16 protein-coding genes are annotated in these 14109 nt (G+C 38.5%); 5 read left to right on the top strand and 11 right to left on the bottom strand.

What is annotated here, in order from left to right; all coding sequences use genetic code 11:
- Positions 1–18: 18 nt before the first annotated feature.
- On the top strand, positions 19–333 hold the full coding sequence (locus tag HGD76_RS06020; RefSeq protein ID WP_015081580.1) for a hypothetical protein: 315 nt from the start codon (positions 19–21) through the stop codon (positions 331–333).
- 214 nt (positions 334–547) lie between these two features.
- On the opposite strand, the gene menB is transcribed toward HGD76_RS06020, so the two are convergent.
- Entirely contained in the window at positions 548–1384 is an 837-nt protein-coding gene (menB, locus tag HGD76_RS06015) for a 1,4-dihydroxy-2-naphthoyl-CoA synthase (RefSeq protein ID WP_015081581.1), read from the bottom strand.
- A gap of 338 nt (positions 1385–1722) precedes the next feature.
- Between menB and HGD76_RS25170 the strand changes: the two genes are divergently transcribed.
- Both HGD76_RS25170 and HGD76_RS25165 read left to right on the top strand, forming a co-directional pair.
- On the top strand, positions 1723–2667 hold the full coding sequence (locus HGD76_RS25170; protein ID WP_325064830.1) for a protein kinase domain-containing protein: 945 nt from the start codon (positions 1723–1725) through the stop codon (positions 2665–2667).
- Complete coding sequence (locus HGD76_RS25165) at positions 2640–3113, top strand: PsbP-related protein (protein ID WP_325064838.1); 474 nt, start codon at positions 2640–2642, stop codon at positions 3111–3113. Before HGD76_RS25170 ends, HGD76_RS25165 begins: the two co-directional genes overlap by 28 nt.
- Before the next feature lie 48 nt (positions 3114–3161).
- On the opposite strand, the gene HGD76_RS06005 is transcribed toward HGD76_RS25165, so the two are convergent.
- From HGD76_RS06005 to HGD76_RS05980, 7 genes are all read right to left on the bottom strand, one after another.
- On the bottom strand, positions 3162–3557 hold the full coding sequence (locus HGD76_RS06005) for a type II toxin-antitoxin system VapC family toxin (protein ID WP_072033626.1): 396 nt from the start codon (positions 3555–3557) through the stop codon (positions 3162–3164).
- Between the two features lie 8 nt (positions 3558–3565).
- Entirely contained in the window at positions 3566–3913 is a 348-nt protein-coding gene (locus HGD76_RS06000; RefSeq protein ID WP_168695253.1) for a UPF0175 family protein, read from the bottom strand.
- A 394-nt stretch (positions 3914–4307) separates the two neighbouring features.
- Complete coding sequence (locus HGD76_RS05995; protein ID WP_168695252.1) at positions 4308–5927, bottom strand: tetratricopeptide repeat-containing S1 family peptidase; 1620 nt, start codon at positions 5925–5927, stop codon at positions 4308–4310.
- The gene (locus HGD76_RS05990) at positions 5928–6794 is read right to left on the bottom strand and encodes a S1 family peptidase (protein WP_168695251.1); all 867 of its coding nucleotides are present in this window, start codon (positions 6792–6794) and stop codon (positions 5928–5930) included.
- A gap of 6 nt (positions 6795–6800) precedes the next feature.
- A complete protein-coding gene (locus tag HGD76_RS25160) occupies positions 6801–7202 on the bottom strand; it encodes a COP23 domain-containing protein (protein ID WP_233467218.1) in 402 nt (133 codons plus the stop codon).
- Positions 7160–7420, bottom strand: coding sequence for a hypothetical protein (locus tag HGD76_RS25155; RefSeq protein WP_233467068.1), 261 nt, complete (start codon positions 7418–7420; stop codon positions 7160–7162). Before HGD76_RS25155 ends, HGD76_RS25160 begins: the two co-directional genes overlap by 43 nt.
- A gap of 451 nt (positions 7421–7871) precedes the next feature.
- Positions 7872–8459 (bottom strand): Uma2 family endonuclease, encoded by a 588-nt coding sequence (locus HGD76_RS05980; protein ID WP_168695250.1) that lies wholly within the window; start codon positions 8457–8459, stop codon positions 7872–7874.
- Between the two features lie 152 nt (positions 8460–8611).
- Between HGD76_RS05980 and HGD76_RS05975 the strand changes: the two genes are divergently transcribed.
- Positions 8612–8761: a hypothetical protein gene (locus HGD76_RS05975; protein ID WP_158310555.1), complete on the top strand. Its 150-nt coding sequence runs from the start codon at positions 8612–8614 to the stop codon at positions 8759–8761.
- A 94-nt stretch (positions 8762–8855) separates the two neighbouring features.
- On the opposite strand, the gene tkt is transcribed toward HGD76_RS05975, so the two are convergent.
- From tkt to acpP, 3 genes are all read right to left on the bottom strand, one after another.
- Positions 8856–10868, bottom strand: coding sequence for a transketolase (gene tkt / locus HGD76_RS05970; RefSeq protein WP_168695249.1), 2013 nt, complete (start codon positions 10866–10868; stop codon positions 8856–8858).
- 333 nt (positions 10869–11201) lie between these two features.
- Positions 11202–12461 carry a beta-ketoacyl-ACP synthase II gene (gene fabF, locus HGD76_RS05965; protein ID WP_168695248.1) on the bottom strand — a complete coding sequence of 420 codons (1260 nt, stop codon included), beginning with the start codon at positions 12459–12461 and terminating at the stop codon, positions 11202–11204.
- Between the two features lie 238 nt (positions 12462–12699).
- Complete coding sequence (gene acpP / locus HGD76_RS05960) at positions 12700–12954, bottom strand: acyl carrier protein (protein ID WP_168695247.1); 255 nt, start codon at positions 12952–12954, stop codon at positions 12700–12702.
- Positions 12955–13183: 229 nt separating this feature from the next.
- Between acpP and HGD76_RS05955 the strand changes: the two genes are divergently transcribed.
- Positions 13184–14089: a CoB--CoM heterodisulfide reductase iron-sulfur subunit B family protein gene (locus tag HGD76_RS05955; RefSeq protein WP_168695246.1), complete on the top strand. Its 906-nt coding sequence runs from the start codon at positions 13184–13186 to the stop codon at positions 14087–14089.
- Positions 14090–14109 lie beyond the last annotated feature (20 nt).

Here is a 14109-nt window from a genome sequence, read left to right as displayed (position 1 = left end):
TATTGAAGATGAAGGCACATGAAACTAATTAAGCGTTTAACCTCTACCTGTCGTTATTGTCGTTATTACCAACCACAGGGTCGTCGTGGTGGTATGTGTGAAAAGTTGAGCGCACCAGTTCAAGGGGTTTGGAAGGCCTGTCCTTTCGCCTTAGCAGCTTTTGCACCTGCTTGGGAAACGTTAGAAGAAGCTTGGAGTTTACCAGTAGCCAGACCTATTTTTTCGGCTGCTCAAACTCTTCCGACCGATTTGGATCATCTTACAGTAGCCTCTGTTGAAGATATCCCTACTTCCGCTGCACAAGAAGTAAAAAATCAGAGCGTACTAATTTAACTACCTATTATTACGGTCATCAATTTTCCGTCTACCTTAATAAAATTTGACTGGCAATTTGTCACTGTTTCCCATTTTGACATCTTCGGAAATCGCACCTTCCACAACAGGTGCGATTTTGGTATATTTCAAAATCTCAAACTTTGCGCCTTTGCTCCTTTGTGCCTTTGCGCGAAAGATAATTCATACAGGCATTATGCAACGGCGAATAAATTTAAGGCAACCAGGGAAAATCCCGGAAGTTAGGGGGACGTTTTTCTAAAAATGCTTGTTTTCCTTCTGCTCCTTCTTCTGTCATGTAATAAAGGAGAGTAGCGTTACCGGAGAGTTCTTGTAAACCAGCTTGTCCGTCGCAGTCGGCGTTAAATGCTGATTTGAGACAACGAATGGCTATGGGACTTTTTTCTAGGACTTCTTGCGCCCATTTTATCCCTTCTGTTTCTAGTTGTTCTATGGGGACGACGGTATTAACTAAGCCCATTTCTAAGGCTGCTTGGGCGTTATATTGACGACAGAGAAACCAGATTTCTCGCGCTTTTTTTTGCCCTACTATCCGTGCTAAATAACTTGCACCAAAACCACCGTCAAAACTGCCTACTTTGGGGCCTGTTTGCCCAAAAATGGCGTTATCGGCAGCAATGGTTAAATCACAAATTAAATGGAGAACATGACCGCCGCCAATAGCATAACCCGCGACTAGGGCAATAACGACTTTCGGCATGGAACGAATGAGGCGTTGTAAGTCGAGGACGTTTAAACGGGGGATTCCAGCATCATCTACATATCCTGCTTGTCCCCGCACACTTTGATCTCCACCTGAACAAAAGGCGTATTTACCGTCTGTGTGGGGTCCTGCACCAGTAAATAACACTACGCCAATGGTGGTATCTTCTTTGGCATCCCAAAAGGCTTCGTATAGTTCAAATACGGTTTTGGGACGGAATGCGTTCCGTTTGTGGGGACGGTTGATGGTGATTTTGGCGATACCGTCGGTTTTTTGGTAGATGATGTCTTCGTAGGTTTTGACGGTTTTCCAATCGGTTTCTATCATGGATAATCTGCGATGCTGTGCTTGAGAATTTTATCTGTTTAACACTATCTACCCCTTAATGCAATAGATAATTGTCTTAATCTTTCGCTGACTTCTAAATTAGATTCTTGTGATTTTAAATTGTTTGGTATTTCCGCTAATAAAAGTGGATTTCCTTGTAACCATTCATTCATCGCTACCCCTGTCTAGTGAAATCTTTGCTGGGCAATATTTTCAGGCTTTTATTTCTCTAAATTTTTAATTCCTAAATTTGTTTTAATATCTGCAAAATGTGGGTTAGATGTCAGAATTTGTGTCATAATAAATCCTAAACGCATTCTGAGTACAGGGTGAGTCTAATGATAGGCACGATTATAGACAAGCGTTATCACATTATTCAAAGTCTGGGACAAGGTGGATTTGGGACTACCTTTTTAGCGAAAGACACCAAACGACCAGGAAATCCTCTTTGTGTTGTTAAGCAGTTTACACCAGCCAGTACAGATCCAGCTACTTTAATAATACTTAAAAGGCTTTTTGACCAAGAAGCAGCAACCCTAGAAATGTTAGGTAAACATGACCAAATTCCCCAACTTTTAGCCCACATAGAAGAATATCAGGAATTTTATATAGTTCAAGAATATATAAAAGGTAATGATTTAAGTGATGAATTAACATCAGGTCAAAAAATGAGTGAATCTGATGTTATTCAACTCCTAATAGAAATTTTAGAAGTATTAGAATTTGTTCATAAATACAAAGTTATTCACCGAGATATTAAACCAGATAATATCCGTCGTCGTCATTTAGATAATACAATTTTCCTGATTGATTTTGGTGCAGTTAAAGAAGTTCGTACACAGCTAGTTAATAAACAGGGACAAATTACTTCTACTGTAATTATTGGGACTCCTGGTTATATGCCACTTGAACAACAAAGAGGTAAACCACAATTGAGTAGTGATATTTATGCAGTGGGAATAATTGCTATTCAAGCAATCACAGGTTTATTACCTGATAAATTAGAAGAAGATATAAAGACGGGGGAAATTATTTGGCGTAAATATGCAAATGTTAGTCCAAAACTAGCTACAGTTTTAGATAAAATGGTAAGTTATGATTTTCGTAACCGTTACCCTACAGCAAAGGAAGCTTTACAAGCAGTTAAAAAGTTATTACCGCAGCCTATAAATTGGAAATTGCTGGTGGGATTAGGAATGACAATATTTATCAGCTTAACTATTTTCTTTATTACTAAAAAAGATGATTTTAATATATATATGAAAATTCTCAATATGGGATAAAGGTAAAATATCCAAAAACCTGGGAAAGACAAGATTTAGAAAACCCAATTACAGCCGAAGTTGTGACTTTTATCTCTCCTAAACAAAGTGATACAGATAATTTTCAAGAAAAAGTAACAATTAGCGTTGATAAGTTTTCTGGCAGATTAGATGATTGGCAAAAATCCAGTATTCAGGAAATTAATAATACTGTATCAGGTGCAAAGATTGTTGATAAAAGTGTAACAACTTTGGCAAATAAAGAAGCTAGTAAATTGGTGTTTACGGGTAAAAATGGTAAAGATAGTTTGAAGAATATGCAGGTTGTGACTTTAAGAGGTGATAAGGCTTATACAATTACTTATACTGCGAAAATAGATGATTATGATCAGTTTGTGGAAACAGCAGAAAAGATGATTAATTCATTGGAAATTCAGGATATCCAGGATTTAAGGATTTATGGCTAACGCCTCCCGTAAGGGATACAGGATTTATGATCATAAATATCGTTAAGATTAAGTAAAAGGGTTAAAAAGAGGGATACCACAACTATCAAAATCACGAATATTGCGCGTTACTAAAGTTAATTGATGTATCTGGGCTGTAGCAGCAATCATCATATCTGCTTGAGTAACTGTTTTACCGCTTAATCTTTGTTGACCTCGGATTTTACCGCAAAGTTGAGCGATTTCAGCCGTGATAGGTAAAATTTGGCAATCATTTTTAATAAAATTATCAAACCAATTTTGAATTTTTAGGTTAGGTTTTGATGTTAATCCATAATGTATTTCTTCCAGAGTAATTACACTAATATTTATGGAAGATAAATTTTTTACCCATATTAAAACACCAGGATTAGGCTGAGGTCGCACTAATTCGCTAATAATGTTGGTATCACATAAAAAAGTCATTGCGGATATTAAAAAAAGAAATTAGGACGGTCTTGACGAGAGGGAATTTCTAAAGAATAATCTTCTTGAATACAGATTTGCTGAAGTTCGTTAAAAGCATCAGCTAAAGTTTTTGTTTGTTTATCTTGTACTAAATTTTCTTGAGGATAATCTAGAGAAATTTGAGATTGTTTTAAAAAATGCTCAGTTTCTTGAAGTGAGGAAAATTTTAGTAATTGTTGAATTTGTACAGAAGTCATGATTTTATTTCTATAAGCTTCTACTGCTAAAGCTTCTAAGAGTTTTTGTGGTACGTCTTGCCAGTTTTGTTGTAGTTGGTTGCCAATATCTTCGGGAATTTCGATAGTAATTTGCATATTTTTGTCTTTTTTTCAGAATTAGGATTTGTTTAATTATACATGATATTTTTGGTCAGAATCAGGATATCGAGAATTTGAGGATTTTCAGGATGAAATTAACATTCTTTTCGTGTGTTCCTGTGTGTTAATTGTCAGAATCAGGATATCCAGGATTTGAGGATTTTCAGGATGAAATTAACATTCTTTTCGTGTATCCTTGTGTGTTATGTTTCGCGCAAAGTGGCAAAGGAGCAAAGACGCAAAGAAGAAAGTAACTGTGAGAATAATAGAAAATTATCAAAATCTTATCATTCAATTACAATCAAACATCCTGTAAATCCTTTAATCCTGGACATCCTGATTCAGACATTCTTTACCCCTTTGCTTGAGATAATTATGAATTAGTTAAGCTTCATTGCTGCTGAATCTTTGTAATATTTTCCAAAGTCATTTGATATGCTCCTAGATTTCCTTGTTGCTGAAAGAGGTTTGCAGCTTGCTGTAAGTCACTAATTGCTCCTTGCTTATCTCCCAATGCCAAACGGGCATTTCCCCGGTTGTAGTAGGGTTCGGCTAATTTAGGATTAATGTTAATAGCTTGGTTAAAATCTGTTATTGCACCCTGCTTGTCTCCCAATGCAGAACGAGCATTTCCCCTATTGTTGTAGGCTAAGGCATAGTTAGGATTAATCTTAATAGCTTGGTTATAATCCTGTATGGCAGCTTGTTTATCTCCTAAAGCAGAACGGGTAGCACCTCTGTTGTTATAGGCTTGGGCATCGTTAGGATTAATTTTGAGAGCTTGGTTGTAATCTTGTATGGCAGCTTGTTTGTCTCCTAAATTAGAACGGGCAATTTCCCGGTTGTAGTAGGCATCGGCTAAGTTAGGATTAATCTTGAGAGCTTGGTTGTAATCTTGTATGGCAGCTTGCTTATCTCCTAATTCAGAACGGACACCTCCCCGGTTGTAGTAGGCTAGAGCATCGTTAGGATTAAAATTGAGAGCTTGGTTAAAATCTGCTATTGCCCCTTGCTTATCTCCTAAATCAGAACGGGTAGCACCTCTGTTGTTATAGGCTTTGGCATCGTTAGGATTAATTTTGAGAGCTTGGTTGAAATCTTGTATCGCCCCTTGTTTATCTCCTAAAGCAATATAAGTAGCACCGCGATATAATAAAGCTTCAGAATTATTAGGATTGAGGCGAATTACTTCGTCATAAGCTAATATTGCCCCGCGATAATCTCCTTTTCCATATTTATCCGCAGCTTGAACCAGGAAATCATCAACTTTTGGTTTTATTGGCTTAGGAATTTCAGGCAAACCTTTAGAGAGTTCCATGAAAATCTTAATAGGAATCCCAGAATTTCTCCCAGATTTCACAGTAGCAACCGAGGAATTTATCTTATCAATATCAACATCACTTGATTCTTCTCCTCGACCATGAATACCTATTACTTCCTTTTGATCATTCAACACTGCTCCCCCACTCATTCCGAAGAGTGTAGCATTATCATAAATTAAATTATAGCCATTATCAGCAGTTATCTGAGTAGCATTAGCAATCACTTGTCCACCACGACAATCATAAATAGATAATTTTACCGCTGCTGTTGCTTTAGGGAAACCAGCCACATAAACATTTGTCCTTCTTGTTAATGTGTCTGAATTACCCAATTTAGCAACTTGATAATCTTTATTACTAGTAAACTGTAAAACTGCCAAATCTATCTTGTTTGATAACTGTTTGACAGTCTGATAATTAAGGGTATAACGTTGTTCATCTGGGGTGACAATAGTATATTTGAAATTTTGGTTCTTAACTACATGATAAGCTGTAAGCACAGTATAAGTATTACCCTCTTTCTTAATTATCACGCCAGAACCAGGTTCTTGACTATCAATTAAAACGGTGATTTTTTCGGCAGTTGCATCTACTTGACTATTACTACATATTGCTCTTGCTACTTGTGGCTGTAAAAAGGCAATTGACAAGCCAATTATCGCGGTGGAAATTGTGTATTTATAATTCATTTATTTAGCCTCCAATTCATATTTTTTAATAGGCGAATCTAATATTTCATGAATCCGCGAAGGCGGACTTTGTTTGTGTAGCCGCGAATTTGATTCGCCGGGGCTTTTCCCCATCATTTGCACAACTTTATCTATCGGTATAGCCCAACTCAAACCCACTATTTCCTGATGTAACTTTTCCTCTGCTTCTGAACCATCAATAAACACAGAGGGAGCATCCCATAATGGATAAGCGTGCATCCCATTTACACCCACAACCTCACCCTGTTTATTCAATAAAGCACCTCCACTCATACCCTTTTCCAAATGATTTGTATATCCCACCTGATAACCAGGCTCTAAAGCTTTTGATAATATCAAAGATATTTTACCACCAATAAATACAAAGCTGATTTTTTCGCTTTCTTCCTGTACAGGAAACCCGGCTATAAATACCTCATCTCCTACATTTGAAACAGTACCCAAATTTGCAACAGAATAGACTTTTTTAATACTATAAAATTGCAATATTGCTAAATCATAATTCTGAAAATTCACATTTTTTAGAACATCTGCCTTGTATATTTTTCCATCTGGTGTTTGAATACGATAGGGTGGATAATCTGCTCGCAAAACATGGGCATTTGTTAATACTATATAAACTGAATTTTGTTTGTTTAGTAATATTCCCGAACCCAAAAAATCTGTTGATAATATCTTGACAGTAATAGCTGCCGCTTTTTCCTGCAACTGTGCTGCTGATAATGGAATTGGCGGTTGTGTAATGTTAGTTTGTCTGGCAGAAATACTGATACTTGCTGCCGAACTTGAAAGCAACATTGACAAACCGCCAATACAGGCGACAATTTTTAATATCCGCCAAGTCATGTTAATTTAATCCGGTTCAACTGTGGCATTATTGAGGTAAAGCTGGAAATCAATATTAATTGTGTCACCTGCACTTTCATTGAGTGTATTACCAGCAGCCAAACCCCGACGGTCTAAGAGTCTGCGGAGAGTAGCACTGGGATTAACTCCACGTTTGAGGGTAAATAATAAATTATTACTTGTACAAGCAGTATTTTGGCTAGTACCAGCACAAACAACTGGTTCACCTCTGAGCGTCCCAGTGGTGATATTTTTCAGAGTACCGTTGTCATTACTCCTTTGAAATCTGCGCGATACTTCGTCACAACGACGTTGAGCCGTCCAAGGTGGTGGAAAGTAAGCATTAGAAGTCCAGCGAACTATTGTTACTTTTCTACTATCTTGAGTACGGACAAAGGTAACAGGTATACCTTTACTTTTGCCACAGTAAAAGGTCTCACCTTTCTACTATCTTGAGTACGGACAAAGGTAACAGGTATACCTTTACTTTTGCCACAGTAAAAGGTCTCACCTTTAGCGTGGCTGGGTTGGTTGGTAGTCGCAATTGTCGTTAATGCTGTCAAGGAAGCGAGAATAACAATTTGCGTCAACCCTATCCACCCTTGACTAAATAACCTTTGTTTCATAACTTTAGGTAATTTTTGTGATATTAATTTGATACTGTTCTTATAATAAATTATATGTAAACATGGACAAGTTTGGGCAACTTACTGACTAATTTATATTCAAAACGTCTTAATCGTGTGATTCTATAGTAGGGGTTTAGCAGTACCCATAGGTGTCAACTTAACGTAAAACTCATAGCCCGCCTGGGAATGAATTCCCAGTCTCATAGCAAAAGTTGTCTTTTGATGACTAAGAATTCTGCAAATCTTCAGTTTACTTTAGTAAACTTTGGCTATTAGCCCTGAAATTCATTTCTGGGCGGGTGTGGAAGCCGAACAAATAAGCCATATGTAGCCTAAGTTGACACCAATGAGCAGTACCAAACCCCTACAAATCTAGGTTTTTCCTAATTTTGTAAAAGTTAATTTCCCAAGCGTGTTTAGTATATAGCAGAAAATAGAGTTCTCTTAATTATTCATTTTCATCAACTTGTGTAAAATTCACCTGTTCATATAAGTCACTCAAAGCAATCTGAAAATCTATTGTTTCCAATGTCAAAATATCCGATTCAGAGTGTAATTCTGTGAATATCCATTTACCATCGTCGGTTTTCACATATTGCATAACATGATATTGATATTGATTAATTAAAATATATTCTTTAAATTCAGGGATAGAACGATAGTACATGAATTTATCACTTTGGTCATAATTACTAGTTGATTTAGATAAAACTTCAGCAATTAATAAAGGATTCATGACAGTAGTTGTATTTGCACCTGTGTAAATAGGTTCTCCTTGAATTACCATGATATCAGGGTATGTATGCTGACGATAACGCGGTATCCACAAACGCACATCACCAATATACACATCATAATTTTGCTTCTTTAACCCAAATTTCAGATAAGCATAAAAGTTACCTGCTATTTTATTATGATTTGTTGTTCCTCCAGTCATAGGGATGATTTCTCCGTCTCGATATTCGCTTTTATATTCTGCTTTCTCTTCTAGTTCTAAATATTCTTCTGGAGTGTAATACCGTGTTTGTGTTTGCATAATATCAACAGAGAGTTAATTATTGTGATATTAGTAATATTCTATCATACACTAATGTTATACTCGTGTAAGTTCATTTTTGTTAATGTTTATAAACTTTCCTCTAAAAATACAACAAAATATCTAAATAACTTAATCATGAGGTAAAGACAATGGTAACAGTATCAATTAAAGATGAATACATCGAAGTTTTATCTGCATTAGGATATTTACAAGAATCAATGAATTTGGCTCTTAAACAATATTTCTATTTCTCCTCCCTCTGTGTTCTCTGTGCCTCTGTGGTTCGTTTATTTATTTAAATTATTTTTTAGAAATCATAGATTAACTTTTTCCACAAAAAAAAGGTGAGCTTTTACAGCCCACCCCACAAAATCAGAAAATATCCTGCAATAATTAACCTAACAAAGCCTTAGCTTTAGCTAAAACATTATCAACAGTGAAGCCAAACTTCTCCAAACAAATACCACCAGGAGCAGAAGCACCAAAAGTATCAATACTTACAGTGTCGCCTTCGCTACCGATATATTTGTGCCAGCCGAAACTACTAGCAGCTTCTACAGATAGACGCTTAGTAACAGCTTTTGGTAGAACAGATTCTTTGTAAGCTGCATCTTGTGTATCAAACAAAGTAGAAGAAGGCATAGAAACAACACGAACTTTCTTACCGACCGCAGTTAATTTTTCCGCTGCACTAACGCAGAGGCTGACTTCTGAACCAGTACCAATCAAGATGATATCTGGTGTCCCTTGAGAATCAACAATTGTATATCCACCCTTAGCGACACCTGCAATGGATGTACCTGCTAAGTTAGGAACGTTTTGACGAGTGAACGCCAATAAAGTCGAAGCGTTTGCTTTAGACTTCTCAATGGCGACTTTGTAACCACCGGATGTTTCATTTCCGTCTGCGGGACGAATTACAGTTAAATCAGGAATAGCCCGCAAAGAAGCAAGGGTTTCAATGGGTTGGTGTGTAGGACCGTCTTCACCTTGTCCAATGGAGTCATGAGTCATCACCCAAATTGAACCAGCTTCGGAAAGAGCAGCCAAACGAATCGCAGCCCGCATATAATCTGTAAAGATTAGGAAAGTTGCACCGTAAGGAATCAAACCTGAATTATGCAATGCCATACCGTTACAGATTGCACCCATGGCGTGTTCACGTACGCCGAAGTGAATGTTGCGATTAGCGAAATGTCCTTTTTGGAAATCACCAGCGCCTTTGAGTTCGGTGAGGTTGGAGTGGGTTAAGTCAGCAGAACCACCAATTAACTCAGGTAAAACAGCCCCTAGTTTGTTGAGGCAGTTTTCTGAGTGTTTACGGGTAGGTAATGCTTTATCTTCTGGTGTATAGGTAGGTAATACTTGATCCCAACCTTCTGGTAATTTGCCGCTAATGAAACGGTCAAATTCAGCCGCTTCTTGGGGGTATTTAGCTTTGTAACCAGCATAAACTGTGTTCCATGCGGATTCGTAACCAGCACCGCGTTCTACTGCTTTGCGAGTATGATTAAGGGCATCTTCAGGAACTACAAAAGCGTCATATTCCCAACCTAAATTTTTGCGGGTAGCGATGGTTTCTTCTGGTCCCAAAGCCGCACCGTGAATACCAGCGGTATCTTGTTTGTTAGGAGAACCATAACCAATGGTGGTTGTCACCTTAATCATGGTGGGTTTGTCGGTGACAGCTTTTGCGGCTTCAATAGCTTGGGCAATTCCGGCTAAATCGGTGTTACCATCTTTAACGTGGAGAACGTGCCAACCGTAGGATTCAAACCGTTTAGAAACATCTTCAGTGAAAGCTACATCTGTAGAACCATCAATGGAGATGTGGTTGTCGTCATAAAGAGCAATGAGTTTACCTAATCCCCAGTGTCCGGCAATAGAAGCAGCTTCACCGGAAATACCTTCCATATTGCAACCATCACCAAGAATTACATAGGTGTAGTGGTCAACAATTGTGGCATCAGGCTTGTTAAACTTAGCAGCTAGGTGTGCTTCGGCTACTGCTAAACCAACTGCATTGGCAATTCCTTGTCCCAAAGGTCCAGTTGTAACTTCTACACCGGCTGTAACAAAGTTTTCGGGGTGGCCTGGGGTCTTAGCACCCCATTGACGAAATTGCTTGATGTCGTCTATGGTAACGCTATCGTAACCAGTCAAGTACAGTAAGGCATACTGCAACATTGAACCATGACCTGCGGACAAAACAAAGCGATCGCGGTTGAACCACTGGGGATTTTTGGGGTTATAGCGCATGAAGCTATCCCACAGGACAAAAGCCATTGGAGCCGCGCCCATCGGTAGTCCTGGGTGTCCTGATTTAGATTTTTCTATGGCATCTACAGCCAAAAAGCGGATCGAATTAATACAAAGTTCTTGGATGGATTGGGTTGCAACAGCCATAATCTCTTATTGTTAACGACGGGTTAGGACTCTTTTTAGCTTTTTCTTGCTGGGGTCATTATAAAGTGATCCCACTTTCTTCATCATCTCATTCCCAATTGTCAATGGACAAGGGGGATATTCTGAGTTCTTGGTGATGAATAAAGCCGATAATTTGGTTATCCTAAACTAACTGTTCAGTTAGGAATGATCTCTATCATACTTGCCACAGGTTCACTTCTTTAAAAGCTAACCACTAGCAAAATTATTTGGGGATCAATAATACAAGTCGTGGTAATGGGTGATTAGGTTATTAACGTCACCTGTCACCTAATACCTGACTAGGAAGTATCTTTAGGGAGTAAATTTCTTGAAGGCTAGGGTAACATTATGACCACCAAAGCCAAAGGAATTAGATAGAGCTACCTCTACTACTTGAGCGCGACTGGTATGGGGGACATAATCTAGATCACATTCTGGATCAAGATTTTCGATGTTGATGGTGGGGGGAATTTGATCATGAGCGATCGCTAAAATTGTCGCTACAGCTTCAATCCCACCAGAACCGCCTAACAGATGTCCTGTCATGGATTTAGTAGAACTGATGGCTACTTTATACGCATGATCTCCCAAAGCTTTCTTAATCGCCGCGGTTTCATTCACATCATTGGCTGATGTACTAGTTCCATGAGCATTGATGTAACTAACCATTTCCGGTGTCAGTGACGCATCTTTTAAAGCTAACTCAATCGCTCTGGCTGCACCTAAACCACCGGGAACAGGAGAAGTCATGTGATAGGCATCACAGGTCATCCCATAACCAACAATTTCCCCATAAATCCTTGCGCCCCGGCTGAGGGCGTGTTCTAATTCTTCGAGAATTAAAATTCCTGCTCCTTCACCCATGACAAAGCCATCACGATCACGATCAAAGGGACGACAAGCATGAGCCGGATCATCATTGCGGGTGGACAGGGCGCGAGCAGATGCAAATCCTGCCACTGACAGGGGTGTAACTGCGGCTTCACAGCCACCGCAAATCATCGCTGTGGCATATCCGCCTTGAATTTGACGAAAAGCATCGCCGATAGAATTAGAACCCGCAGCACAAGCTGTTACAGAGCAGGAATTCGGACCTTTTGCCCCAGTATGAATTGCTGTTAATCCTGCTGCCATATTGGCGATCATCATGGGAATCATGAAGGGACTACAACGACTAGGACCTTTATTAGGATCTAAGTAAATGGTTTGTTGGTCTTCTAAAACTTTAATTCCACCAATTCCCGAACCGATAATTACACCAACTTGTTCAGCGTTGAGATCATCAATTACTAAACCTGAATCAGCAACAGCTTGTTTAGCTGCTGATACACCCAATTGGGCAAACCGATCCATCCGCTTGGCTTCTTTGCGATCTAAGTAAGTGTGTGGATCAAAGTTTTTGACTTCACCCGCAATGCGGCAACTATGTTTAGAAGCATCAAAGGCGGTGATATAGTCAATCCCATTTCGTCCGCTTAATAATCCTTCCCAATATTCGGCTGGTGTGTTACCAATAGGTGTAATCGCGCCCACACCTGTTACAACAACGCGGTTACGTTTATAGTCTTTCATGATTGCATTAAATATGGCGAAAAAGCAGCAGGGAAACAATTAAGAGGGCTGAGTTCGGAGTTAAGTATTCTTAGTTAAGACTATACTGTTTGCTCAATATTATGGACTTTTGGGGCTTTTTTTGAAGTCAAACCTACAGTTTAGACACTCAGCACTCATCTAAGGACGGGTTTATCCAGTTAATTTGTATACTCTTAAAGTATTTGTTTAAACCCGTCAATGCTGAATCAAAATTTGCCTATGCAGATGCAGTAGCGTGACTAGAGATATAATCCACAGTGTCTTGAACAGTTTTAATTTTTTCAGCCGCTTCATCAGGAATTTCGATATCAAATTCTTCTTCCAAAGCCATAACTAACTCCACTGTATCTAGGGAATCAGCCCCTAAATCATCAACAAAACTGGCTTCTGGTGTAACCGTATCCGCATCCTCTATGCTAAGTTGCTCAACGATAATTTTTTTAACTTTTTCAAAAGTTACTGCTTGGCTCATAAATAAAAGTCCTTAACAAGTTGCTATGATTTGCTCTAAATGAACAAAGTTTTTTTTGGGCATATACATCTTATCGGAAAGGGTGAACCTGAGTATAGGTTCTATCATTAAAACTGAGGATTAAAGATGAAGGAGATCCTGGAAATGAGAGATAAAGGTTTAATAACCACAGTAACCACCCAATTAATCAATCCTCATCACCTCTAAACAATAAACCAACTATACTTTTATGCTATCTAAACCGCTAAAATACGCTTACTATCCAGGCTGTGTAGCTCAAGGGGCTTGTAGGGAACTGTATATATCAACTCAATCTCTCACTCAAGCCTTGGGTATTGAATTGGTTGAACTGAAAAAAGCCTCTTGCTGTGGTTCAGGGACATTTAAAGAAGATTCTCAACTACTAGAAGATACCGTTAATGCCAGAAATATCGCGTTAGCAGAATCATTAAATCTCCCTTTACTTACCCATTGCAGCACTTGTCAAGGTGTTATTGGTCATGTTGATGAACGATTAAAAGAATGTCAATCTACCAATCCCGATTACGTGAATAAAGTTAATGGTTTATTAGAAAAAGAAGGCTGTTCTCCTTATCGGGGGAGTACAGAAGTTAAACATCTTCTTTATGCTTTAGTCGCAGATTATGGTTTAGAAGAAATTACCGAGCGAGTCACCAAAAAATTAAGTGGATTAAAATGTGCAGCTTTCTATGGTTGTTATCTACTACGCGCTCAGAAATCCATGCCCTATGATGATCCTTTTAAACCCGAAGCAATGGAAAATGTATTTCGGGCTGTAGGAGCGACACCTGTATATTATCGTGGCAGAACTCAATGCTGTGGTTGGCCTTTATCTAGCTATGCGACAACCGAATCTTTCCAAATGGCGGGAAATCATATCCAAGAAGCTTTAAATAATGGTGCTGATTGTATTGTCACACCATGTCCTTTGTGTCATTTGAATTTAGATTCTCGTCAACCAGAAGTAGAAAAGGTAATTGGACAAAAGTTAGGTTTACCGATTTTACACTTACCCCAGTTAATTGCTTTAGCTTTAGGTGTCAGTCCCAAAGAATTAGGTTTAGAGAGACATATTGTGTCTACAAAACCCATTTTAGAAAAATTAGGTTGGTAAAATATCACCGAGAATTTAGG

This window comes from Dolichospermum flos-aquae CCAP 1403/13F, assembly GCF_012516395.1.
GTDB lineage: Bacteria > Cyanobacteriota > Cyanobacteriia > Cyanobacteriales > Nostocaceae > Dolichospermum > Dolichospermum lemmermannii.
The sequence above is the reverse complement of the archived record's forward strand: the minus strand, read 5'-3'. Positions and strand labels throughout refer to the sequence as shown.